Annotated in this window: 25 protein-coding genes; 11 read left to right on the plus strand and 14 right to left on the minus strand. The window is 38.0% G+C overall.

Annotated elements, in window-relative coordinates; translation table 11 throughout:
* Nucleotides 1-3 precede the first annotated feature (3 nt).
* From CH354_RS06695 to gcvT, 5 genes are all read right to left on the minus strand, one after another.
* A complete protein-coding gene (locus CH354_RS06695) occupies nt 4-780 on the minus strand; it encodes a c-type cytochrome (RefSeq protein WP_165780312.1) in 777 nt (258 codons plus the stop codon).
* 318 nt (nt 781-1098) lie between these two features.
* Nucleotides 1099-1425 (minus strand): (2Fe-2S) ferredoxin domain-containing protein, encoded by a 327-nt coding sequence (locus tag CH354_RS06700; protein WP_100716870.1) that lies wholly within the window; start codon nt 1423-1425, stop codon nt 1099-1101.
* Between the two features lie 14 nt (nt 1426-1439).
* On the minus strand, nt 1440-4241 hold the full coding sequence (gene gcvP / locus CH354_RS06705) for an aminomethyl-transferring glycine dehydrogenase (RefSeq protein ID WP_243396004.1): 2802 nt from the start codon (nt 4239-4241) through the stop codon (nt 1440-1442).
* 130 nt (nt 4242-4371) lie between these two features.
* Entirely contained in the window at nt 4372-4764 is a 393-nt protein-coding gene (gcvH, locus tag CH354_RS06710) for a glycine cleavage system protein GcvH (protein WP_100725979.1), read from the minus strand.
* Nucleotides 4765-4789: 25 nt separating this feature from the next.
* Nucleotides 4790-5902: a glycine cleavage system aminomethyltransferase GcvT gene (gcvT, locus tag CH354_RS06715; protein ID WP_100725815.1), complete on the minus strand. Its 1113-nt coding sequence runs from the start codon at nt 5900-5902 to the stop codon at nt 4790-4792.
* A 77-nt stretch (nt 5903-5979) separates the two neighbouring features.
* Here gcvT and CH354_RS06720 point away from each other — a divergent pair, with 77 nt between their 5' ends.
* Nucleotides 5980-6999, plus strand: a complete 1020-nt coding sequence (locus CH354_RS06720; RefSeq protein ID WP_100725816.1) for a synaptic vesicle VAT-1 family membrane protein — start codon at nt 5980-5982, stop codon at nt 6997-6999.
* A 333-nt stretch (nt 7000-7332) separates the two neighbouring features.
* On the opposite strand, the gene CH354_RS06725 is transcribed toward CH354_RS06720, so the two are convergent.
* Genes CH354_RS06725 through CH354_RS06735 form a run of 3 tightly spaced genes read right to left on the minus strand, consistent with a single transcriptional unit; the run spans nt 7333 to nt 9353 of the window.
* A complete protein-coding gene (locus tag CH354_RS06725; RefSeq protein ID WP_100716866.1) occupies nt 7333-7914 on the minus strand; it encodes a hypothetical protein in 582 nt (193 codons plus the stop codon).
* Between the two features lie 60 nt (nt 7915-7974).
* Nucleotides 7975-9117: a suppressor of fused domain protein gene (locus CH354_RS06730; RefSeq protein ID WP_100716865.1), complete on the minus strand. Its 1143-nt coding sequence runs from the start codon at nt 9115-9117 to the stop codon at nt 7975-7977.
* The gene (locus CH354_RS06735; RefSeq protein WP_100716864.1) at nt 9117-9353 is read right to left on the minus strand and encodes a hypothetical protein; all 237 of its coding nucleotides are present in this window, start codon (nt 9351-9353) and stop codon (nt 9117-9119) included. The genes CH354_RS06730 and CH354_RS06735 overlap by 1 nt, the downstream gene beginning before the upstream one ends.
* Before the next feature lie 141 nt (nt 9354-9494).
* Between CH354_RS06735 and CH354_RS06740 the strand changes: the two genes are divergently transcribed.
* Nucleotides 9495-10100: an alpha-ketoglutarate-dependent dioxygenase AlkB family protein gene (locus CH354_RS06740; protein ID WP_100725817.1), complete on the plus strand. Its 606-nt coding sequence runs from the start codon at nt 9495-9497 to the stop codon at nt 10098-10100.
* On the opposite strand, the gene CH354_RS06745 is transcribed toward CH354_RS06740, so the two are convergent.
* Together CH354_RS06745 and CH354_RS06755 are read right to left on the minus strand one after the other, a co-directional pair.
* A complete protein-coding gene (locus tag CH354_RS06745; protein WP_100725818.1) occupies nt 10097-10690 on the minus strand; it encodes a DUF4269 domain-containing protein in 594 nt (197 codons plus the stop codon). The genes CH354_RS06740 and CH354_RS06745 overlap by 4 nt on opposite strands.
* Before the next feature lie 192 nt (nt 10691-10882).
* Nucleotides 10883-11935, minus strand: coding sequence for an SDR family oxidoreductase (locus tag CH354_RS06755; protein ID WP_100725980.1), 1053 nt, complete (start codon nt 11933-11935; stop codon nt 10883-10885).
* A gap of 382 nt (nt 11936-12317) precedes the next feature.
* On the opposite strand from CH354_RS06755, the gene CH354_RS06760 reads away from it, so the two are divergent.
* The 8 genes from CH354_RS06760 (at nt 12318) to CH354_RS06795 (ending at nt 20480) form a co-directional block, all read left to right on the plus strand.
* Nucleotides 12318-14180: a gamma-glutamyltransferase family protein gene (locus CH354_RS06760; RefSeq protein WP_100725819.1), complete on the plus strand. Its 1863-nt coding sequence runs from the start codon at nt 12318-12320 to the stop codon at nt 14178-14180.
* 19 nt (nt 14181-14199) lie between these two features.
* Nucleotides 14200-15207, plus strand: coding sequence for an MBL fold metallo-hydrolase (locus tag CH354_RS06765; protein WP_243395985.1), 1008 nt, complete (start codon nt 14200-14202; stop codon nt 15205-15207).
* Between the two features lie 67 nt (nt 15208-15274).
* The gene (gene trxA, locus CH354_RS06770) at nt 15275-15589 is read left to right on the plus strand and encodes a thioredoxin (RefSeq protein WP_100725821.1); all 315 of its coding nucleotides are present in this window, start codon (nt 15275-15277) and stop codon (nt 15587-15589) included.
* Between the two features lie 67 nt (nt 15590-15656).
* Nucleotides 15657-16949, plus strand: a complete 1293-nt coding sequence (locus CH354_RS06775) for a discoidin domain-containing protein (RefSeq protein WP_100716856.1) — start codon at nt 15657-15659, stop codon at nt 16947-16949.
* Between the two features lie 5 nt (nt 16950-16954).
* Nucleotides 16955-18226, plus strand: coding sequence for a hypothetical protein (locus CH354_RS06780; RefSeq protein WP_100725822.1), 1272 nt, complete (start codon nt 16955-16957; stop codon nt 18224-18226).
* Entirely contained in the window at nt 18216-19097 is an 882-nt protein-coding gene (locus CH354_RS06785) for a VanW family protein (protein ID WP_100725823.1), read from the plus strand. The genes CH354_RS06780 and CH354_RS06785 overlap by 11 nt, the downstream gene beginning before the upstream one ends.
* 64 nt (nt 19098-19161) lie before the next feature.
* On the plus strand, nt 19162-19869 hold the full coding sequence (locus CH354_RS06790) for a M15 family metallopeptidase (protein ID WP_100728808.1): 708 nt from the start codon (nt 19162-19164) through the stop codon (nt 19867-19869).
* 17 nt (nt 19870-19886) lie between these two features.
* On the plus strand, nt 19887-20480 hold the full coding sequence (locus CH354_RS06795) for a WG repeat-containing protein (protein WP_100725824.1): 594 nt from the start codon (nt 19887-19889) through the stop codon (nt 20478-20480).
* 47 nt (nt 20481-20527) lie between these two features.
* Here the strand turns inward: CH354_RS06795 and CH354_RS06800 are convergent, their stop codons facing one another.
* The 4 genes from CH354_RS06800 to CH354_RS06815 form a co-directional block, all read right to left on the minus strand.
* Entirely contained in the window at nt 20528-20953 is a 426-nt protein-coding gene (locus CH354_RS06800; RefSeq protein WP_100725825.1) for a PH domain-containing protein, read from the minus strand.
* 140 nt (nt 20954-21093) lie between these two features.
* The gene (locus CH354_RS06805) at nt 21094-21513 is read right to left on the minus strand and encodes a MaoC/PaaZ C-terminal domain-containing protein (protein ID WP_100725826.1); all 420 of its coding nucleotides are present in this window, start codon (nt 21511-21513) and stop codon (nt 21094-21096) included.
* Between the two features lie 17 nt (nt 21514-21530).
* Nucleotides 21531-21968: an FAS1-like dehydratase domain-containing protein gene (locus CH354_RS06810; RefSeq protein ID WP_015676961.1), complete on the minus strand. Its 438-nt coding sequence runs from the start codon at nt 21966-21968 to the stop codon at nt 21531-21533.
* A 13-nt stretch (nt 21969-21981) separates the two neighbouring features.
* On the minus strand, nt 21982-22848 hold the full coding sequence (locus CH354_RS06815) for an alpha/beta hydrolase (protein WP_100725982.1): 867 nt from the start codon (nt 22846-22848) through the stop codon (nt 21982-21984).
* Nucleotides 22849-22931: 83 nt separating this feature from the next.
* Between CH354_RS06815 and CH354_RS06820 the strand changes: the two genes are divergently transcribed.
* Nucleotides 22932-25265, plus strand: a complete 2334-nt coding sequence (locus CH354_RS06820) for a sulfatase family protein (RefSeq protein WP_100725827.1) — start codon at nt 22932-22934, stop codon at nt 25263-25265.
* Nucleotides 25266-25301 lie beyond the last annotated feature (36 nt).

The following is a 25301-nucleotide window of genomic DNA, read 5'->3' on the forward strand; positions in this document are numbered from 1 at the left end:
TTTTTAAATGCTTTGCAAATACAGCCAAAGAGCTTTTAGCTCTGTATCTGTTAATTTAGCTAAACTTTGCCAAGGCATTGGAAACTTGATCTCTGATCCATCTGGGCGTTTTCCTGTTCGGATGGATTCAATAAAACTAACTTCTGTATAATGAGAAAGTCCTGCTTTCGTAATATTTTGTGCTTGAGGCCATTCAGGAGGAGCTCCTTGGATGGGGCCACCAACTAACTTCATTCCATGACATCCAGTACAAGTTGCTGCAACATACTTACCATATTCCAATGATACAGTTGGTTTTAGGTTTTGAAGATGAGTTGTTTCATGATCGATTTGTTCTGCTGAGACCAATACAGGAATTTCTCCAATGACAAATAAAAATCTACCTAGAGGACCTGGTTTGATTTCTCCTTGTTCTTTGTCCACTGGGGTAGATGATCGAAGATAAGAAATTAATTTTCCAACGTCTTCATTTGTCATACCTTGAAAATCAGTGGAAGGCATGAAAATGAGTGCACGTCCATTTTTTCCTACACCATGGCGAATGGCGACAGCCAATTCTTCATCACTTCGATCGTTTAATATTCCTCCTTTACCAGCTGTTAGGTTTGCACCTGAAATTGTTCCAATTGCAGGATCGTTGATAAAAGTTTTTCCACTTCCATCAACGTCATGGCAATCACCACAACCTCGAGATTGATAAAGGCGTTTTCCTTCTAGAATGTCTTGGTTGGATACAAATTTTGGAACCGGGGTTGGCTTTACGGAGTATATTTTTCCCATGCGGTTGTTGCTGATGAGATAAACAGCAGTAACAAAAACGGAAAGGAGTAGGATCACCGTTACGAAAAAGATAAGGAGTATGCGAGAAATTTTTTTCATAAGTGGAGGAATTGGATCGTAGTGGGGGAATTGGTCAAGTGGGATTTTGGGGGGAAGTTGCGAATCTGGTCTCCCCGCCCTGATCAATGGGTGGGGTTATCCACCCGCCACCCATTGACACCAACCTACCATAATCCCCTGTTTTGTGCGAGTTTTCCACACATCGCCAAAAAAAATAACTAACAAATGTTCGTGTTTGGAATACGTTGTGTTCGTTTTTTAAGTTGGGGTATTGTCTGCGACAATGAGGTGGTCGTATTTGTCTGGTTGGTCTGTCTTCAAGTAATATTCTAAGATGGTTTCGACATCGGCTTCTGATTTCATTGCAAACCATTTGCCTTCAGGATAGGAGACTTGGATGGGACCAAGTTCACAACGATCAAGACATCCCGATTTTTGTACCCGAAATTTATATTCAATTCCAGCTTTGGCGGCTTTTTGTTTCAATAATTTGAGAAGTTCAATGGAACCTTGGTTCCCACATGACACCCGTTCGCCGGGTGCCCTTTGGTTTTCACAAACAAAGATATGTTTTTCGTAAAACATAAATAATTTAGTCCTTAGGAAACGACGTAGTTTTCCATGGGTATACAGGAACAAACTAAGTTCCGATCCCCGTACACATTGTCCACTCGTCCGACACTTGGCCAAAATTTTCGTGAACGAAGCCAAGGAAGAGGATACGCTGCACGTTCCCGAGGATATGTATGGTTCCAAGAATCGCTAATCACCATGTCCGCGGTATGAGGAGAGTTTTTGAGAGGATTATCTTCTTTGGAGAGAACTCCAGACTCGATATCCTTGATTTCCTTTGCAATTGATAACATGGAATCAATAAAACGGTCCAATTCTTCTTTGGATTCTGACTCAGTTGGCTCTACCATGAGAGTTCCTGGAACAGGGAATGACATAGTAGGTGAGTGAAATCCATAGTCGATCAAACGTTTGGCGATATCTTCAACTTCGATTCCACTCGTTTTTTTGAATCCACGCATATCCAAAATACACTCATGAGCCACAAGACCCTTGTTTCCTCGGTATAAAACGGGAAAAGCGGATTCTAATTTTTTGGCTATGTAATTAGCATTGAGGATGGCAATTTTTGTTGCATATCGTAGACCTTCAAATCCGAGCATAGCAATGTATGCCCATGAGATCACAATGATAGATGCAGATCCCCAAGGAGCCGCAGATACCGCCCACTGGCTGTTATTCGATCCATTTTCCACAAGACTATGTCCTGGTAAAAAAGGAGCTAAGTGTTCTGCTACACCAATCGGTCCAACACCTGGACCACCACCACCGTGTGGGATACAAAATGTTTTGTGTAAGTTTAAATGGCAAACATCGGCACCGATATCCCCAGGTCTTGTTAAACCAACCTGTGCGTTCATATTGGCACCATCCATATATACTTGACCACCATTGTCGTGAATGGTTTGGCAAATTTCTTTGATGGAAGCTTCAAAAACTCCGTGTGTAGAAGGATAGGTTACCATTAGGGCACCTAACTTGTCTTTGTATTCAACTGCTTTTTTCTTTAAGTCTTCTACATCAATGTTTCCATTGAGATCACAATTCACTGGAACCACTTTGAATCCTGCCATCACTGCTGAGGCAGGGTTTGTGCCGTGAGCCGAAATTGGGATAAGACAAATGTCTCTGTGCATATCATTACGGCTTTGGTGGAAATTACGAATTGCAAGTAAACCTGCGTATTCTCCTTGTGAACCAGCATTTGGTTGGAGTGATACTTCAGCAAATCCCGTGATTTCACATAACCATTTTTCTAATTGGCTAAATAGAGTACGGTATCCTTCTGTTTGGTTTTCAGGGACAAAGGGATGGATATTCGATAGTTCTGGCCAAGTGACCGGATACATCTCTGTAGATGCATTCAGTTTCATCGTACAAGAACCTAATGCAATCATAGAAGTAGTTAAAGATAAATCCTTTGCTTCCAGTCTACGAATGTAACGTAACATCTCTGTTTCCGTATGGAAACTATTAAAAACTGGATGAGTTAAGTATGATGATTTTCTTTCAAGAAGTTCTGGAATTTTCCATTCTTCTTTTGTTGTTAGGTCTTCTAATGGAAAATGGAGTGCTTTGTTTTCATTAAATACTTCAAGAAGATCTTTGATGTCTTTGACGTTTGTTGTTTCATCTAATGAAATGCTGATCACGTGACCTGATACTTGTCGAATATTGATTTCTCTTTCTTCTGCGTAATGGATGATTTCAGCCGATGAGATTTTAGACAGTTCTACTCGAATGGTATCAAAGTAAGGTTGTGAAATGATTTTGTATCCTAACTTTTCAAGTCCAGTGGCGAGAATGGTTGTCATTCTATGAACACGAGATGCAATTTGTTTGAGACCTTTTGGACCATGATACACTGCATACATAGAGGAAAGTACTGCGAGTAATACTTGCGCTGTACAAATGTTAGATGTTGCTTTGTCTCGTCGAATGTGTTGTTCACGTGTTTGGAGGCTTAAACGGTAACCTGGTTTTCCTTGAGAATCTTTCGATACACCGATGAGGCGTCCTGGCATATTTCGTTTGTATTCTTCTTTTGTAGCAAAGTAACCAGCATGGGGACCACCAAAACCAAGTGGCAATCCAAAACGTTGTGTGGTTCCCACAACCACGTCTGCATTCATTTCACCTGGTGATTTTAAAATGGTGAGTGCAAGAAGGTCTGCCGCTACTACAGTTTTGGCACCTACTTTGTGCAGGCTTTCAATGAATTCGCTAAAATCATAAATAGTTCCATCAGTAGATGGGTATTGGACAATCGCTCCAAAAAAATCATTGGAAGGAACCATCTTTTTAAAAGAACCAACAACAATGTTGATTCCAAGTGGGATTGCACGAGTACGGATTACATCTAAGGTTTGTGGGTGAACCGATTGTGAAACAAAGAAAGATTTTCCTTGGTTGTCATCTTTTAATGAAAACAACATATTCATTGCCTCAGCAGCAGCAGTTCCTTCATCAAGGAGTGAAGCATTGGCGATTTCCATCCCTGTAAGATCTGTGATCATCGTTTGGAAGTTGATGAGTGCTTCCATCCTTCCTTGGGCAATCTCCGCTTGGTACGGAGTGTAAGCAGTATACCAACCTGGATTTTCTAAAATGTTCCTTTGGATCACTGGAGGAGTGATACAAGAATAGTATCCAAGTCCCAAATAGGATCTGTAGATTTTGTTTTTAGAAACAATTTTCTTTAAATCTTTTTGGAGAGCATATTCACCAATTGGTTTTGGTAAATCGAGTTCCTTGCGTAACCGAATGTTTTCGGGAACAGCATCACTAATCAGATCATCCAATTCTTTGTATCCAATTGTAGAAAGCATTTCGGAAACAGTTTCTTCTGTCACACCAACATGACGGCGTAGGAAGGTGTCACTTGGTTCTAATGTTTCTTCGTAAGGGGAATGGATGGGTGATGAAGGTTTTACGGAACTCACTTGAAAATAACTCCTATTAATCCAATTTGGAAACGTATTCTTTATATTGTGCAGCTGAGAGTAATCCTCCAAGCTCAGATGTTTGGATGTTTTTTAATTTAACCATCCAAGTATCAAAAGGTTCTGCATTCACAGATTGTGGGTTGGAACCAAGGGACGGGTTTGTTTCGACTACTTCACCAGAAATCGGGGAATATAAATCTTCTGCCGCTTTGACTGATTCAATGGTTCCTAAACTATCTTTTGCTTTAATTTGTTTTCCAGGTTTTGGAAGGTCGATGAAGACAATGTCACCTAATGCGTTTTGTGCGAAGTCAGTGATTCCAACAAGAGCCACATCTCCCTCTACTTTTACCCATTCATGTTTTTCTGTATAATAATAACCGTCTCTTGCTTGTGTGTCTGCCATGGTTTTTTTCCTTACATCTTTTCGTTTAGCGATTGTTTCGGACACTGCCTTGGATGAAGGCACCAGTCTCTACTTTAGCCAATTTCTTCTGCCCACGAATCTCCACAAATACTTCCGTTTGGTTTTTTGTGAATTCGGTCTGAAGAAAGGCAAGTCCTAGGGATTCCTTCCGGCTTGGGGAGTGGGTTCCTGAGGTTGATTTGCCAATTTCTTTCCCTTCCCCTGAAAAAATGGGAAAATTTTCGCGTAAAACACCAGGTTCCATCAAACGGATTCCCACAACTTTTGATTTTGGACCATTTTTTTTATCTGCGATGATCCGTTCGTATCCTAGGTAAGGTTTGGATTTTTCTTTTACGATGAAATTGATTCCAGATTCTACAGGAGTCCACTCTGCGTTCAATTCATGTCCATACAATGGATACTTTGCTTCTAATCGGAGTGTATCACGTGCACCAAGGCCAACGGGAACAAGTCCAAAGTTTTTGCCGGCTTCTAATAAATCTTTCCAAAGAATGACACCCAATTGATTAGATGTATAAATTTCAAATCCATCTTCTCCCGTATAACCGGTGCGAGACACGATGATTGTCTCACCTTTCCAATTCATTTCTGTAAAATGATAATAAAGGATAGAAGATAAATCTTTTCCTAAGTAGTTTGCAAAAATTTCATCTGCTTTTGGGCCTTGTAAAGCAATTTGGTGCCAATTTTTACTATCATCAACTACAGTTACGTTCCCCTTTACATATTTAAGTAAATGTTTGGTAACGGCTTCATAATTAGATGCATTGGAACAAATCATATATTTTGTATCATTGAATTTATAAACTGTGATATCATCAACAAGCCCACCATTCTCGTTCACAACTGCATTGTATTGCACTTGGCCATCTTTCATCGATGAAATGAGATTACATGTGACTGATTCTAAAAATTCTAAAACTTCATTGGCATCACCGGTAACAAAAATTTCACCCATATGGGAAACATCAAAGAGACCTGCGTTCGATCTAGTTGTTACATGTTCTTGGATGATTCCTGTATACTGAACAGGCATGTCCCATCCGCCAAAAGGAACCATCTTGGCTCCCATTTCTTTATGAATTGAGTGTAAGGGTGTTTGTTTTAGTTCCACGGTATTCTCTTATGTAGACTCTTATACCATAGAAAAATGGTTTCATGGTACTGGAATTGAATTTTTTTTAACTCATTATGCAAAGAGAAGCCTACCGCATCGAAAAAACTGGATCCATCCACAACTTACGAAGAAAAAAAGAACTCTTACCTCCTCCCGAAGGTGATGAAGTCACAATCGAAGTAAAAGCGATCGGACTAAACTTTGCAGATGTTTTTTCTGTTTATGGTTTGTACTCAGCAACTCCCAAGGGAAGTTTCGTTCCTGGATTAGAATTTTCAGGAAAAATCATCAAAATAGGCCCAAATGTTAAGGATTTTGAGGTGGGAGAGTTTGTTTTTGGTGTCACTCGGTTTGGTGCTTATACAACTCATCTTAACATTTCAGAAAAAACAATATTTGCACTTCCAAAGGATTGGAGTCTGCAAGATGGAGCATCATTTGCAGTGCAAGCACTCACTGCCTACTATGCTCTTGTTCCACTCGCACAAGTAAAAGAAGGTGATCATGTTTTAGTTCATAGTGCTGCAGGTGGTGTTGGTATCATGGCGGGTCATATCATTCAGAAAAAAAAAGCAATAGCGATAGGACTTGTAGGTGATTCCGTTAAGTTTTCGATCCTAAAAGAGGTTGGTTATGAAAAATTTCTCGTTCGATCTCCTCATTTTAAAGATGAAATGAAAAAAATTCTAGATGGAGCACCATTAAAAATCGTTTTAGAATGTTTAGGTGGTCGTTATTTTCAGGACAGTTATGATCTTTTAGCACCAATGGGAAGACTTGTTACGTATGGAAGTGCAAACTTCACTCCTTCAAAATCATTCATCAATTGGTTTTCAATTGTGTCTTCATACCTCACAAGACCAAAAATTGATCCATTATCAATGATTTCAGACAATAAATCGGTGATGGGATTCAATTTAATATGGTTGTGGAATGAAATTGATGATCTTCGAAAACATTTTTCCGATTTAATGATGTATTCGTTACCAAAACAAACGATTGGGCATGAGTTTACGTTCGATTCTTTGCATGATGCACTCCGTACAATGCAATCAGGTCAATCGATTGGTAAGATTGTTATCAATGTTCCGTAGAATGAGTATTAGCCTGTTTTTTTATTTTGAATAAAAATTCATGCAAAAAATAAAATTTCTTTACATTTAAAATGATATGATTTAATTATGTCGTATCAATTCACTCTCTGTTTGCCAAGGACAGCCGTGTTTTGAAATCAAAAGATAAGGACGATCACAATGGTTGCTAAAAAGAAAGCCGCAAAAAAGAAAGCCGCTAAGAAAAAAGCTGCAAAGAAAAAATCTAAGAAATAACTTAGATTCGATTCTTCCTTCGAAACTATCGAAGTAAGATTGTGTGAACCCGCAAAACCTGCGGGTTTTTTCATTTATACGGGTATCAATGGGAAAAAATTACGCAATTGCCCGTGTAAAACCCCTTCTCGTCATTAAAAATCCTGATTTTTTCTCCGAATTTGATCTTTCAATGCCAATGAATTGAAAATGATCCTTCTTATTGATCGAATCAAAGAGTGCTTTCATGAGTGATTCAATGTTAGGATGGATCACATTCTTATAACTTTTTCTCGAATGATCCTTTCCCCAGATTTCTAAATGGTCATTATCAGGCATTTTAAGGATGAGAGAAGGCAAATCATATCGTTTGATGAGCACATTGCAGACTTCTTCGAATCCATACTCTGTGATTGAATTAAAATCAAAAAAAACAAGTAAGTAGAGGATGTTGGTTGGTTCTAATCTACCATTTTCATCTGAAATTTTTTGGATTCCATCCAGAACTACATAACGAAGATTCTTTGATTGGATCCATAATTTTTGGTCTTCATGGCGTTTTAGATTCACTTCTTCCGAAAACCGTTTCTGGAATACGGTAGAGAGGAAAAATCCAGCGGAATCTTGTCTTTCTTCGAGGATTCTTTCTAAAGAAAAGGGTTCAAACTCTAAATTGAAATACTTTGTATACGTCTCTGCCATATCATATTGAGTAACGGACAGATTTTAGAGTTTGAATCGGATTTTTTTAAAAATTTAGAACTAGAATTCTAACATTCGCCTTTCGGAATCATGAAAAAAAGTATAACCTTCATTTTTCCAAGTCTCCCAAAACTTTTGTGATCCTTCTCTCATAAAACAAATTCGTTCTTCCGTTGAGATTGGTGTCAAAAAAAGAAAGTTTGCACGTTTTCCATTCTCAGTCATGAGTCCGTTCAGTTTTGGCAACACTTCATTAGAACCTTGGTCGAGTTCATCTGTGATATTTCTAAAAACAAACCAATTGAAATCCAAATACAATTGATCAGGATCTTTGCGTGGGTTTTGGATTGTATGTGAGTGACCAAACCAAATTCCTGTATTCCAAGGGAATTTCACCATCTCACCTAAAACATGTTGGATCCATGTTTCTGATTTATCTGGAGAGTCTTTTAAGAGTTGGATGGCAAATACAAGTTCTATTCGTGAAAAGTTTTCATAATCTTTGTGATAGAGTTCGATACTAGGTTGGTTTTGTACACTCATGCCAATGGTTGAAAAAATTTTTATCCCTGGAAACTCCTTTGGTAAAAAGGAAGCAATTCCAAGTGATGGATATTTTCCACCATCTGCAGACCAATAGGTCTCGTGTTTTCCAAGTTTGGATTCTAAAAACTCCAACCTTAGTTTTTGTGCTTTTTTCCAATGGTCTTTCTCAGCAACAGATTCCCAAAATTTTCGATTTCCTTTTACACGTTCTGCAATCACACCGTTGTTAGGATCACCGAGTGGAGAAGCAGTAGGTGCTTCTTCTTTGGCAAACTTAGAATATCCATGGATACCTTTAATCCCGGACCAAGAGGGAAGATAAGCTTGTAATTCCTCATCAACAAATAACGCGACTGCATCACCTTCTTCTGACCAAATAAAATGGATTTGGTCTTCCGATAATGTGGACTGCGCTTTGGGATCAGTGATTTCTGATTGTGTTAAGACAGGTGCAAGTCCTAAATCAAAGTCTTCTTCTTTTCTAACATCTGGTGCATCGATTAAGTTACGAACCCAAAGTGTTTTCATCGGCCACTCTGGATTGTTATGTGATTGTAGGTATAAATAAATGGTTCTTCCATCATCTTCTAGGAAAGCAGTAAAAGAACCGTAAGGATTTGCTTCTTGGTATAAAACTTTTGGTGTGATGGGATTCATTAAAATTTGTGTGGTACCACTTTTTCTTTAAATTTTGCGAGTAGTTTGGAAATGGTTTCATCCATTCCCGCTTCAAAGTAAATCTCAGGATAATACCCGGAAGCATTCCTAAGCCCAATGAGTTCGGGTTCGTTCCATTGGCGGTATCCTTTTAAAGAGTTCCAAACCTCTTCGGAAGGTGTGGTGTTTTCTTTTTTGGCATCGATGAAAGCTTGTATTGTTCGCGTAGGGGTCATACTATCGTATAGATTCTGATGGATCGAAGGGAATCCAACTAAAATTTTCGACAAAAAGGAATGAAATTTGGTAGAATTCTCGTATGTTCTTCAAAGGCAATCTCAAACTCAATTTCCATATTCTGAAAACACCTTAGGTATATGAATTTATTCCAACAAAATCCAGCGACTAATCTTCTGCCTTTTGACGGAACTTTGTTGTACATCCCAGATTTTTTAGATTCAGAAACGAGCCAAAATTATTTTGAAACCTTTCAAAATTCGATCGAGTGGAAACAAGATGAAGCGATCCTGTATGGGAAACACATCCTTACCAAAAGGAGTGTTGCATGGTATGCGGATAATGGATTTTCGTATCGGTATTCGGGTACGACCAAAAAAGCCATCCCTTGGACCAAAGAACTTCTCAGTTTAAAAGAACAAGTCGAAACAAAAACGGATGAGAAATTCAATTCCTGCCTTTTAAATTTATACCATGATGGATCGGAGGGAATGGCGTGGCATAGTGATGACGAAACTTCTCTCAAACCAAATTCAACGATAGCATCTGTGAGTTTGGGGATTGAACGTATTTTCCGATTCAAACATAAGAAAAAAAATACTCTTGTAGAATTGAGATTAGAACCAGGGAGTTTACTACTTATGAAAGATGAAATCCAAATCCATTGGCTTCATTCTTTGCCAAAAACTCTCAAAATCAAACGACCAAGAATCAATTTAACCTTTCGACAATTTGGGAATGTTTAAGAATTTAAATATCGTTGTTTGGATAATAATTCTTTGTACTCATCATCGGATTTTTGATTCCATTGGAGTAATGTCTTAAAAGGATCTCCGCTTAAACCCAAGGATTCACAAAAAGCATGTTCTGTTTTTTTTCCACTTTCTTTTAAATGAAGAATATTCTCTCGAAAAGATTGGTTTGCAAAGTTTAAAAATCTATTTTCAACCATCATATGAATCCATGCATATTGTTCCGTTGGTTCAATTGACTGCGCAAATATTTCGTAATTAAATTTAGGAGTGGAAAATCGACAAATCAATGTTACCCGAAGAGAGATTGTTTTTTCGGAAAAAGAATAATTGGGCAAATTCCGAAACTTTGCATAACAAATTTTTTGTAAATGAGAAGGAACATTGAATTTCGCCAAAATATCAACATCGCTGTTCTTTGTATCAATGCCGATGGGAATTGTTCCAGCAAGTGTTGGTTTAAATCCAATTAAGTTTTTTAGAATTTTCCATTTCTCTAAATCCTCCCACAACTCTTGTTGTCTGGGATTTCCCATCCGCAAGTAGTCTGGTAACAAAAACGGATTGGTTTCTAACGATTGCATATTATGTCTCATGTGTCGGATGCCGGCCCCCACCCTAATTGGGTGGTGGAGGTGGGCTTGTGGGTGTAATTTCCTGCCCGAACTCCTACCATAAAATCTAACGCTTGTCTCTTGGGAATTCAAACTTACCTAAAATTTTCAAGAAAACTTCGCAGTTTCACCAATCCTCAATTGAGTTTGTTCGCTTAAAGATTACAACAATCCAGCACTTTCCATTTGGTTGACATGGTCAATAATCGTTTCCTTTAACGAACGATAGGTGAGTCCTAGATCCGTCTTGCTATATTCATTACTTAAGTTCAACGGTTGCCCAATATTATTTTTTGTATAACCCCAAGATAAACCAAAAAAAGGACCAATGATATAAACGAGTGCCTTCGGGAGAGTACCAGTAGGAACGGAATATTTGTTTCCAAAATTTTCTTTAATGATTTTTGCAAACCCTAACATTGGTAATACTTCGGATGACACAATATGCCTTCCTTTTGCACTAGGATTAAAACCTGCTAAGATATGCGCCTTTGCAACATCTCTTACATCAACAAATCCCATTTTTGTATCAGGTACACCCGTGCGAAAAATTCCTTTTAACATATTTCTCATAAACTCAACACTAGTGCCATCCAAACGTTTGGAAACTGATGGGCCCATCACAAAGGATGGATTGATGACAACCAAATCCCAACGAGATTGTTTCTTTTGTATTTCCCAAGCTTCTTTTTCCGCTAATGTCTTGGAGTAGGCATATGGTTGGTGAGTCAAACTACTTGTTGTATTCCAATGATCTTCTGTAAATGTTTGGTTAGGAACTAATAAAGAATCGATATTGTCTCCATGAATGGCAGCAACACTTGAAGTTAAAACGACTCGTTTGACAGTAGAAATTCGATTACACGATTCGAGAACATTGCGTGTTCCTTGTAATGCGGGATCAATTAATTGTTTTTTTGCGTCTTTGACACCTGCGACAAAAAAAGGTGAAGCAGTATGGATTACCAACTCTGCACCTTCTATGGCTTTATCAAAACTACCATCCAACATTAAATCAGCTTCAATCAATGTTAGATTGTCTTTGAACTTTTCTTTTAGGTCCAATAGATGTTGGATTTTCGACGTATCTTTTAGACTTCGAATTGTTGTTTTAACTTTTTTTCCATCTTCTAACAAATATTTTACGATCCAGGAAGCAATGTATCCTGAACCTCCTGTGACAACAACGGGCATTTCTGCATTGATCGATTTCATATTACGATTTAGACTAATTTCCTTTCTTTTCCGAATTGAATTCGAATGAGATAATACAAAACAAATATTGGTTTTGTTTGCTTTTGATTCGCGAGTCCCGATGGGCCGGGCTTTTCCGGAGTCCGCGTTCGCTCCCGTCTCACTTTTCCACAAAGTGGCAAAGTGAGACCAAGTCCTTCAAATCCCTCTCGCAGGTAAACTTTGATTCTTCGTAAGCATACAAATCACAGTTAAACGAACAAACTACGCCCCGGATCGCAGCGAAAATCCTTTGCGAAGCAAAGATTGCAGCGTAGAGCCGGAGATGGCGCCCCCAAAAAATTATTCGACATGAAATAAATTTCATTTAGAGTGATAAGGAATTTCTTGCTATAGGTTACGTATGAATCGTTTTATCCAACACACTTCTATCCTAATTTGTCTATTGATTTTGTTCCAATGTTTGGGGAGTAGGAGACCACTTGTTCCTAATTATGTGGACCCTCAAGGTAGTACCCGAGATGTGAGTGTTGGCAAAAAATATATGGTTGCTACAGGAAACCCTATCGCAACAAAAGTTGCCATCAAAGTACTAGAAGAAGGTGGTAATGCAGTGGATGCCGCTGTTGCAGCTTTATTAGTGTTAAATGTAACAAATGGTGAAGCCGCTAGTTTTCCGTCCGTAGCACCTACTTTGGTATACGATCAAAAATCTGGCCAAGTAAAAAGTTATATAGGTGCAGGAACAGCTCCTAAAAATGCAACGATTCAGTGGTTTAAGGAGAAAGGTTATAAGGTGATGCCAAAGAATTCTATTTTGTCACAATTGTTACCTGCATCTCCAGATGTCATCGTACGTTTGTTACAGGATCATGGAACTAAATCGTTTTCCGAATTAGTGGAACCGGCAATTCGAACAGCTGAAGAAGGATTTCCAGCAAACAAAATCCTAGTGAAAAATTTAGATTTACCATTGTATAAAAGATTGGGTTTCACCATTTTAATGCCTTACAATTCCGAAGTGTATTTAGAAAAAAAATGGTGGTATTCCATTCGTGAAGGGGAACTAACGAAACGAAGTGATTTAGCAAATACTTGGAAATTGATGGCAAATGAAGAAAAATTGGCACTTAAAAAGGGAAATAACAGAAAACAAGCGTTAGAAGCAGTTAGGAATTATTTTTACAAAGGGCCAATCGCAGATGTGATTGTCAAACTCCATGAAGAAAAGGGTGGTCTATTTACAAAAGATGATTTGACAAATTATTCTGGAGGATGGGAAAAACCGGTTGTAGGTGAGTTTCGAGATTACCAAATTTTAGCAAACCAAACTTGGACACAAGGTCCCGTTGTTCCAATGGTTTTGCAAATGTTAGATGGGGTAGACTTAAAATCTATGGGTCATAATTCTCCTGAATACATACACACTGTATCACAAGCCATAGAACTTGCCATTGCCGATCGAGAAACTTATTTTGGAGATCCAAATTTTGTAGATGTTCCATTGGATGGTTTGTTATCGAAGCAGTATGCAAAAATGCGTCGTTTACTTTTCCAAAAATCAGCATTTGGAAAAACTCCTCCTCATGGAAATCCTTGGTTGTATTCCAAACAAAAACCGAAATCGACAAAAACACCATCTAACAATGAAGAGAGTCATTCTGTAGGTGAAATCAAATATGGAAAAGATACTACTTATATCAGTATCGTAGATTCAAATGGAAATGCAGTGTCTTTAACTCCAAGTGATTTCCCGCAGTCACCTATGGTTCCAGGAACTGGACTTACTCTCGGCATTCGAATGACTCAATTTCGTTTGGATCCAAATCATCCATCATCTCTTGTTCCTGGTAAACGGCCTCGTATAACACCTAACCCAGGTATGGTCTTAAAAAATGGTAAGTTATGGATGAGTTTCGGAACACCTGGTGGCGATGTACAAAGCCAAGCAATGATTCAGTTCTTTTTAAACATAGTTGTGTTTGGAATGGACCCTCAAAAGGCAGTCGAAGCTCCAAGGTTTCGTTCCGTAAATTGGCCCGATAGTTTTTCTCCACATGTTTACAGACCTGGAGGAATTGAATTGGAATCTTCTTTATACCACGCAGTTTCCGATTCATTGAAGGAAAAAGGGTATAAGGTTTATGAAAAAAGTAATTTTGACAATGATTTTGGTGCCGTATGTGCAGTGTTAAACGATAATGAGAACAATAGATTATTAGGTGTAGCGGATCCGAGAGAAGAATCATGGGCAGAAGGAAAGTAAGGGAATCACAATGAGTCAAATGAATTTATTCACAAAGAGATTTCTTTTCACTGGAATCTGTTTAATTTTGTTTGTAAAATGTAGTTTTCAGGCTTCTGGAAACTTAATTAATTATGAATCTTTTTTTCCTCATGAAAATTCAAATTCAGTCATTGGAAAAGGAAAAATACGGGCCACTTTCTTAGGTACTTCATCAATCCTATTGGATGATGGTGAAACTCAAATCCTGACAGATGGTTTTTTTTCGAGACCATCTTTATGGAAAACTGCCTTTTCTAAAATTGAATCTGATCATGTTCTCATCAAATCGGTTTTAGAAAAGGCAAAGATTTATCGATTAAAAGGAGTTTTTGTTTGTCATTCTCACTATGACCATGTAATGGATGCACCATATGTAGCTAAGTTCACCAATGCAAAGTTATATGGTTCCAGTTCCACCCTCAATGTTGGAATCGGTGCTGGTTTAAACAAGGAAAATATGGAATTATTTCAGTTGGGAAAACCAATCAAATTAGGAAAGTTTTCCATTACCGTTTTAGAATCAAAACACACTCCACCTTTTAAGATTTTTGGAAAAACAAATGCGACAGATCCAAATTTTCCTGATATCTCATCACCTCTTTCCCAGCCATTAAAGGCAACAGAATACATAGAGGGAGGAACTTTTGATTTTTTCATCCAACACGGGAAACATAAAATCCTGATCAAAAGTAGCACTAATTATGTAACGGGAGCCTTTGATCGAATCAATGCGGACGTTCTATTTTTAGGAATAGCACAGTTATCATTACAACCAATCAACTTTCAAGAATCCTATTACAATGAAACTGTGCAAAAATTGAAACCCCGACTAGTGATACCCATCCATTGGGATAATTTTTTCTTACCTTTGGCAAAACCATTGGAACCAAATTTAAGATTAGGCGATGATTTTGAATCGAATATGAAACTTTTATTACAAAGGACTAATCAAGATCAAATCCAAGTTCAGTTATTACAAGGTTTTGAGTCCATTGATTTGTTTTAAAGGTATGGATTATGATTTTTTCTATATACCCCAGTAGGTATATAGTCTAATGTTTAGGAGGGAGAATATGTCTGAGACCTATCCCAAAAGTTTTGAAACCTTACTCCAAACACATGAGAAACCAATCCTTGTGGATTTTTGGGCACCTTGGTGTGGACCATGTAAGATGGTAGTACCAGAACTCGAAAAACTTGCCAAAGATTGGAAAGGGAAAGTATCCATCATCAAAGTGAATACAGATGAAAAACAAGAAATTGCAAACAGATATGGAATTTCTGGAATCCCGACATTTATACTATTTAAGAATGGGAAAGAAGTTCATCGTATTTCTGGTGCTATGCGAAGCGAAGAGTTTAAAAAAGTATTCGGTGGTTTCATTTAGCGAAACTTTTTTACTTGAATCAAACAAAAGAGAATCAGATACTTTGTTTCTGCTGAGGTAATCCTTCTTGAAGAAAGTAATCTTTACTCTTTTGTCATTCGTAATGCTACTATGCAAAAACAGTCCAATCGAAACTTCGATTGTCATCGAACGGATCCAGGCTGCATCATCTGCTGATGGAACAAATCCAATCAATGTCTTCATTCCTGGAAAACATTGGAAACCGGAGACAAGTTTGGATGGGATCACTATCTTTTTTTCCAATGGAGCCAAATGGAACCAAGCAGGCAAAACTGATGGCCGTGCTTACTTCAACGAAATCTCCATTGAATGCCAAGAGAAAAAAGGATATGTTTCCTTTTACAAAGATGGAAGTTATGCTACAAACTTTGATTGTTCCAAAGAAACTCCCTTAAAAATCAAATCCAACGGAATTCATGTGATTTATCTTTTGCCAGATGGGACAAATGGAATCAAAACTGTGTCCTTTTTCAAAAATGGAAAAAAACTCGATGTTTTATACCCAGAACCAATTGAGGGACAAGTAACGGCAAGTAGTACATTACCAAATTATCCTGCCTATGGTATGTTTGATGGGAGTATCGATTTTGCTTGGGTGGAAGGTGTAAAAACGGATGGAGTAGGCGAATCATTTCAAGTAGAACTCGAGAATCAAATTGATTTAGCTGGAATCGAAATATTTAACGGTTACCAAAGGTTAGATGCACTTTTTTATAAAAATGGATCTGTAACAGAATTACTTGTTTCAAATGGAACAGATTCTTTTACGCTTCCGATCGCTGACAAACAAGGTGGACAAAGGATTTTTTTTCCGAAAATTCTTTCTGGTAAAACTTTCACTTTTACCATTCAAAAGGTTAGGACAGGGAAAACATGGAAAGACACTGTCATTGCTGAAATCATTTTCTTAGGAGAAAATGGAAAACGTTTCACCGTGATGGACCAAAATGCAAATCAATTCAAAGATGAAATTTTGAAAAAATCAAAAAACACCATTTTAGCAAGCGTTGTAAACAAAGCTTACTTTGCAGACATTCCAGAAGGAAGAATGGATTATGTATTTAGGTCAAATGGTTCCTTTGTGATTTGGTTAGATGATTTAAAAGAGAAACGTGTGTTAGATGGTAATTGGGTTTTTTTGGAGGCGAATGCCACTGAAGCCAAAATCAAAATTTTTGGAAGGGATCATAAGGTGGTTACTCAAAGTTTGGATTCAAACAGCCCCTATTCAGAAACCACTGAAGAAAAATCGACAGTGATCTTTGGTGATACCCTACTTGTGAAAAAATTTGGGAACGGAATCCAGATGGTGGGCAAAAAAGTCCAAATTTCCAACTAAATCCTTTGTTTGGGAAAGATATATATTGGTATGGTGTCCAAGCAGTTTCCCTTTTAGAAACGGGGGAATTGCATTCACCAGACAGATCTCCTGTTTTTCGAATCGTTGCCTTTCTTTTCTCTCTTTTAGGAGTCAGTGAAGATAATCTATTTTATTTTCAGCTAGTAACAGTTGTTTGGCTCTTTTTTTGCCTTTATCTCTCACGTTACTTTTTAAAAACACCGATTGATAAATGGAATTTTTTTCCTTGTGCCATGGTATTTGTTTTGGGTTTTTTATATCCAAAACAAGCTTGGGCTCTTGGATTTCTTCTGATTAGTATCTCTCTCTTTCTTTCAAAATCAATTTCAATCCCTATTGTCAGATGGATTGGTTCTGTGATTTTTTTATTCTTAGCCACATGGTTTCATACCATGGTTGGTGTATTAGGAGTTGGAATTTGGTTTTTATTCCAACTCCCAAGAAAGTATGATTTGATTTTTTTTCTATCTGCTTTGATTTTACCATACTTCGTCAAAACAGAAACAAACGAACGCTTGGTGGTAGATACAAAAACGTTTCCGATCATTGCTGCTTTCGGTATGGTTGGAATTGGGGTTCTATGGGACTGGGTGCGTCTTGTTTTTGGAAAAAATATTCTATTAACTTATGAGTCAATGTACAAAACCGTTTCCTTTTTTGGATTATTACTTGTTGTCCCAATCTTTCATTTTGCCGATATCCAGTTTCGGATCTTAATTTCTGTTTTACTCATTGGCTCATTATTTACAGTAAGTAACCGCAAAGAAGCATTCATCACTCTGATGAGTTTTGTCTTATGGGTGTATACTTTGGTCCAATACCCACATCTGTTTCGTTATCCCTATGAAACAATGTGGAATCCTGGAGAAAAAGCAGCATCCATGACAGACAATGGTTTACTTGTGGCCCACCATGGTTTTTGTGAGTACTACCATTTCCAATTTCGAAAAGACTGTTTGTCATGGGAACCAGATGAAAAAGCGATTCGCGAAATGCCTTCACATACTAAGATTTACCGGCTTGTGTATGGTATTAGAATGGAAAACCTTAGAGCAAGTAAAGAGAATGGTGTGGGTATCTTTTCTATGATTGAACCTTTGGGTGACTACCAGTTGGTATTAGAAGACGACTGGAATCATTACATCCATTGGTTAGAGAAAAAGGATTCAAAACTTCTTTCTATTGCCAAGTCATGGAAAAACCCCTATCGCAAACGACCTAGTTTTATTCAGAGAAAACAAAACTATGGGATTTAAAATTCGGAATCGTTCGTCTTCTTTATATCCAAAAAAAGTCCACAGAAGTGAACTCCGCTTATTTTTAGGAAAAATTTATTTTCAGTGGAAACGATATTTGCGTTGGTTATGCGAAAAAAATACATTTGCAACTCATCAGATCCATTCTGAACATTTGGAAGATGAGTTTCCTATATCTGTGTTTACTCATCATTCACCCATTTACCGTAAACTTAAAGATGTACCGATGTACTTACAAGAGAATAAAAAAGTGAATCTTTCGATCGCCATAAATAAGTTAAACGGAATCGTATTAGCACCTGGTGAAGTGTTTTCTTTTTGGTATCTGGTAGGAAAACCTACAAAACAAAAAGGGTATTTGCCTGGGATGCAACTGAAGAATGGAGGATTTGTTGAACGAACGGGTGGGGGACTTTGCCAAATGGCAAATTTGATCTATTGGATGACACTCCACACACCATTAACCGTAAAAGAAAGATGGCGCCATAGTTTTGATATTTTTCCAGACTCCAATCGTACACTTCCCTTCGGATCGGGTGCCACCTTATCATATAATTACATTGATTTACAAATCCAAAACACAACCAAACAACCATTTGTCCTACACCTTTGGATCAACAATGATGAGTTATACGGTGAATGGAAAACCGACTTAGAGATTCCTTTTGCATACAATGTGTATGAATCCTACCATGCGTTCCATGCAGAACCTTGGGGTGGTTATACAAGACGAAATACAATTCGCAGAAAGGTAGTTTCTAAAGAAACAAATGTTTTGATCGAGGACCAATTGGTGACAGAAAACATCGCTTGGATGATGTACGAACCTCTTTTAGAGTCTAAAGGAACCAATGGATCTATTTCTTGCTAAAATGAATTAATTTGGAAATGTTTCTCAAACAAGGGCAAAAGGTTTTGAAATAAGAAGGATGATTATGGACATAGAAATAAAATGTGGATGGATCTTTGTTTGTACGAGAATCATCCCGATATTGACTCTCCTCACTTTTTCGATAGAGGCAGAACCGAAACCAACAACTCTTATTGTATTTGGAGAAAAAGAATACAAATTTTCTTACCAAAACGATCCCAATCGAAAGTTGGTCAATTTAGAAACCATACCTGGAATTCGATTGGATATCAAATATGCAACAACTGATAATTTTACTGGGCAAAAGATTTACAAAGAAGCAAAAGCTTTTGCAAGAAAACCAGTTGCCGATGCTTTACACAAAGCCCAAATTGAATTTTTAAAACTTGGGTATTCCATTCAAATTTATGATGCTTATAGACCCTACCAAGCAACCGTTACTTTTTATGAAATCATTAAAGATACCCGATATGTTGCCTCTCCTAAAACCGGATCAAGACATAACAGAGGTTGTGCGATAGATCTAACCTTAGTGGATACAAAAACAAAACAAGAACTCAAAATGCCAACCAATTATGATTCCTTTGAGAGAGCCGCTTGGGCAGAAGCACCTGTTTCTGATCCAATCACCAAAAAAAATCGAGATACCCTCATCCAAGTATTATCTCAATTTGGATTTCGTGTGAACAAAACCGAGTGGTGGCATTTTGATTTTTTGGAATGTAATGGATTTGAAGTGTTGGACATTCCGTTTGAAGGATTAGAAGATTAGTTTTTTCGGAGAGTTTGATGTACCAAAAGTATTTTTACATATCGTTATTCTTGATGGCTGGTTCCTTGTTTGCCCAATCCAAAGGGATCACTTCCTTTGAAGAAAATGGATTGTATGGATTTAAAAACAAAAAAGGCAAAGTGATCATCGAACCCCAATATGAACAAACAATGGAATTTACCAAATCGGGTGTGGCCTTTGTGGTTTCAAAAAACAAATGGATTTGTATTGATACAAAAAACAAATTTTTATTAGAAAGTTTTCTCTATGACAATGGTCCTGATTACATTGTGGAATCTCTTGCGCGGTATGTGGAAGAGGGAAAGATGGGGTTTCACAATGAACGTTGCCAAAAGGTCATCGAAGCTCAGTATGATTTTGCCTATCCGTTCGAAAATGGATATGCGATTGTGTGTAACGGATGTGAGTTGAAACCGGAAGGGGAACACAAACGAATTGTGGGGGGAAATTACGGGGTCATAGATAAAAAAGGTAATTTGGTAATACCAATAGATTATGAAGCAATCATTTCGGTTGATGCGAAAAAACGCATCGCGGAAGTGAAGCAGGATGGGAAAACAGTGAAGGTGAAGTGGAAAGCGCGGTCGTGATATGATGATTTAGTGCAATTCAATCCAGTGCGAGGCGCTCTGAAATATTATTTTAAATAAGGCGTCAAAGCCGGTAAAAAGAAAGAATAATCTTTTTTGCCTACTTGGATCAATCCGAATGTTTCAGCTTCAGTTTCAATATAGATTTTTCCAAAGAACCAACCTTTTTTCGTGGTACATGATTTGATTGCATTGAATTCGATAGGGATGTGAGTTGCCTCAGTAAAGGGTGGATTTCGAAACAAATGAAATTTTTTGTTTGTTAAAACGAGTAACCAACTCCCTCCGCTATACTTCTTTTGTTTGGTATCCAGAATGCTTATGGTATAACCTTGGATGATTTCATCTTCCACTAGGTATTGGTGGAGGATTTTGAATTCAGGTGTATATAGGTATAAAATATCAATATTGATATGAGGTAGGTGAGAGATAAGGGACAGTATTTGAGATTTGACTGCGGATTCGCTTAACATTTACTATTCCTTGGCTTTTGTTTTCCATCACTCGATTCGGATTCGGATTTTTATTGGTTTAAAAATCTTTATGAACCGAACGTTTCGATCAATGGAATGGGTTTTAAATCCCATTCCATTTTCTGCGCTTTGTTAGTTGTCTATACTGCGTTAACGACTAAATCTCCACCGGCTTTCACTTCGCCAGCTTCGTTTTTTGCTTCTACGAGTACGGTTACCGTTTTTTTACCATCTTTTTCAAATTTCTTTTTGATGGTTCCCACAATTGTGAGTTTTTCACCTAACTTCGTCATGGCTTTGAAAGTTACACCAAAGTAAGCAATGTCTTTTTGGTCAGCCCAAGAAGTACAAAGTCTGCCTACTTGTGCCATCACATACATTCCATGAGAGATGGTTCCATCGAGTCCTGCTTTTCTTGCGAAATCAGGGTCGTTATGGATTGGGTTAAAATCTCCAGATGCTCCCGCATAACGAACTAAATTTGCATGTTCGATCACAGGGATATCGAGTGGAGGAAGAGTTTGACCAACTTCTACTTTATCAAATTGAATTTTTGCCATAGTTTGCCTCCTTGGAATTAATCCTTACGAATGAAAATCGCCATCTCTGCTGAAAGGATTGGATCATCTTTTTCATCATAGATTGTTGTTTTGAAAGTTACAATTTCTGCTCTTCCCACTTTAACGTCGGAGATTTCAGATTGTGCGTACACTTTGCCCGGATAAAGGATTTTGTGGTACGTATATTCTTCTTTCAAGTGAAGGATTTTGGAAAGGTCGATACCGAGTTCCGCCATATCGTTCCAAATCTTTGGGTATCCCCAAAACATGATGACGGTAGGGAAAGTTGGTGGAGCGGGAACGTCAGAGTATCCTGCTTTTTTTGCTTCTTCTACGTCAAAATAGATTGGGTTTTTTTCGTTGATGGCGAGGCAAAATTCTTTAATTTTTCCTCGTTCCACTGTGAAATCAAAACGATCTAGTTTTTTTCCAACTATATCTTTTGTTATTGCCATTGGCATTTTCTCCTTAGTGTTTGTCGATCCATGCAACTAACTCTTTTAAGACGATTGCTCTGTCTTTAGGAAGTTCGTTCATGGTTTCATGGTATAATTCATCAAAAAGTCTCATCGTTTTGTCTTTTGAAGCCACACGTTCAAATGCATCCACTGTTCCTTCTGGAAGAGCAATTTGATCTTCTTTTCCATGGAACATATAGATAGGAACTTTGATTTTCTCAGCAGATTCCAAAGCAAGTGTGTAACAGTTGAGAAGGTAATCACCGAGATACGTACACACATTTCCATGTACGAGTGGGTCTTTAACATATGCATCTACAACCGACTTGTCACGTGAAATAAGGTTCACATTGAGTCCTGTTGGGATGGTGAGTGTTGGCAATGCTTTTGCTAAAAAACCACCAGCAGCTTTTTTAATGTCCATCACAAGGTCAGTTTTGACTTTGATAGGAAGTGCGCTACAAATGTAAGCATCCAAATCATTCTGGTAATTGTCAGTCGCTGTATAAAGAAAAGTAACCGCAGCACCCATCGAGTGTCCAAGTAAAGTGACTTTACTCACACCTTCATTTTGTTTGGCGATATCGATGAGTTGTTTTAAGTCTGCGAAAAAATCAGAAAAATGGGTAATGACTCCTCGGCGTCCATCGGATTTACCATGACCTCGGCAGTCGATGAGGTAAATGGCATAATTACGTTCCGCCATTGCTTCTAACAAAAAATTGTAACGTCCGCCATGTTCCCCAATCCCATGGTGGACAACGAGCACACGTTTGACTCCTGACTTAGGTCGGTAGATCTGGTAATAAATTTTACCACCATCTTTGTTTAGAAAGGTAGACTCCACGCGGGAGTAGGCTTGTTCCCAATTACTCATAGATGTCAAGGATGGATGATGGAAACCTAAAAAGAAACAACTTTTCCTATTCTTAGGAAACCTGTTTTGCAAACTGGTTCCAAATGCGAAAGATCCTAACCTTCGCCCCTATCCTATGTTTTTGTCTCATTCAGTGTTTGAACAAATCGGAATCCCGTTTCCCAGTGGATTTGGTTTTGGAATTAAAAAATGCGAAGCCCAAATTCAAAATCGGAACAGACAATCGCACATACCATTGGAAAAAAAATCCGGGTAGGCAAAGTGGGCTTCCACTTTCTCGAAAATGGGAAAATACACAAATTACCTTTAATACAAACAAAGAGATTTTTTTAAACCATTCCCTTGATTCCATTTATTTCCCACCTGGCCAAGAATACCAATTTACCCTTCCAAAAGGGAGATACAAATTCTCATCACTTGTTGGTTTGTTAGGCGAAAAAGAATTCCAACCTAATGTTTCAGGAAAATTGAAATTGTATACTCAGTCCCAATTCCTCGAAGAATGGGATTTCACTGGAACTACAAAAGAACAATGGAACAAAAAGGAAACATTCGTTACATTGGAAGGTGATTTACGACTCGTTTGGGAAAGTAAAGATAGCGATTTATACATCGGTGAACCTTTGTTATATCCAAAAGAATGGCTAGATAAACTGATTCCCACTCAAAAACCTAAGTCAGTGATCCTGATCGTTGTAGATTCAGCAAGGAAGGATTTTATAGGAGCTTACGGGTTCCGTCATTCAGTAACACCAAACATCGATCAAATGGCAAAAGAATCAGTTTTTTTTGAAAATCCTTTTGCCAATGGAAATTGGACAAAACCTTCCATGATGTCTTTTTTCCATTCTGAATATTCGTCTAACCTTGGTTTGGGGAATTCTTGGTTTTCGACAAAACCATACCAACGAAAAGTTTATTATGGTAAAAAAAGGGATAATCTAGCCAAAACTTTTCGGGAATCTGGGTATTATTCCAAAACCATTATGAATAATGTTTTCTTTTTGGATTATACAACAGTGGGATTGGATTTAGGGTTTCACAATTCCTACCAAGTGGGAATGGACATTGTGGATACAGAAGTTCTTACAAACCATGCAATTGAGTTTGTGACAGAAAAAAAAGACATCCCATATTTTTTGCATTTTAATTTGAACACTCCTCATGCTTCCTATTCACCACCTCCAGAAGATATGAAGGTTGTGAGAAGTATCATTCCTGATTCGGAATTTTTTCGATATGAATCTCCCGTGCAACGTTACTTAGGTGAGATGCATTATACTGACAGGGAAATTGGTAGGTTAGTAACAAAATTAAAAGAACTAGGAACTTATGATGAAACGATGATCATTGTGACAGGGGACCACGGGGAACTTTTTAGTCCTGAACATGATTATAGTTACCACTTCATTATGCAAACTAGGTTTGGCCATGGAGAAACTCATTATGATGAAGAAATCAATGTGCCATATTTTATCAAACTTCCTAAGTCCATAGCGGATAACATTGGCAATAACAATCAAATTCGTATTCCCGGCCAGTCATCTTTATTATCACTTGCGCCTACCATTTTAGGTTTTTTGGATTTATTACCTAAAAATTCGACTTACCAAGGGGTGGATTATGCATCTTGCATTCGAAACGCGAGTCCTTGTCCCAAGGAAACTTATATTTATACGGAAGGGCGAATGTCAGAATCTGTTAGAACGGAAAAGTATAAATACATTCGTAGGTATCCAGGTTTCACAACCGTTAGGCGAACTTCTGCTGGTGAACCTCATACCATGACGGAAGAACTTTACGACTTAAAACAAGATCCTAAGGAATTACGAAACTTAAGCCTTGAAGCGGAAGGGGAAACTCTTTTGCAACAAGCAAGAGCCGACTTCCGACGAGAAAATTTTCTCAAACGGAATGGACTTCGGATTTGGATCCCTCCCTGTGAGCAAACAGTCTGTCGTGATACTATGTCCATGAGTGTACAAGGTTCTATTTATGATTGGATTGCGCCTCCGACAGTCCAAATCGCTTCTGGTTCCGCAAAAACAATTTCTGTATCAAAAGAATCGAATGATCGAAAGGTTCCTCTTGGATCCCGAGAACCAAAACAACATCTACCGGCAGAAATCATTTTGAAAACTGTGAACCCCGAACTCGGTGCCTTCTTCCAATTCACAAGGAATGGAAAAACGATCCCTGTTCGTTTTGGAAAGTATGGATTGGAATTCCAAAGTTCTATGACTCACATCGAAGACTTGATTGTATCCGAACGACAACCTGATGGTTTGTACGAATCACCACTTCCATGGGTGTACAACGATGGAGCATTCAGTGGGTCAGGTGAGTCGGAGGTACAAAAAGAGATGGGAAAGGAAGTGAAAAAAATATTAGAAACATGGGGATACATTCACGAATAATTGCTCGTAGAGAATATGGCATTTTCCTTAGTCTAA

The organism is Leptospira levettii, from assembly GCF_002812085.1.
GTDB lineage: Bacteria > Spirochaetota > Leptospiria > Leptospirales > Leptospiraceae > Leptospira_A > Leptospira_A levettii.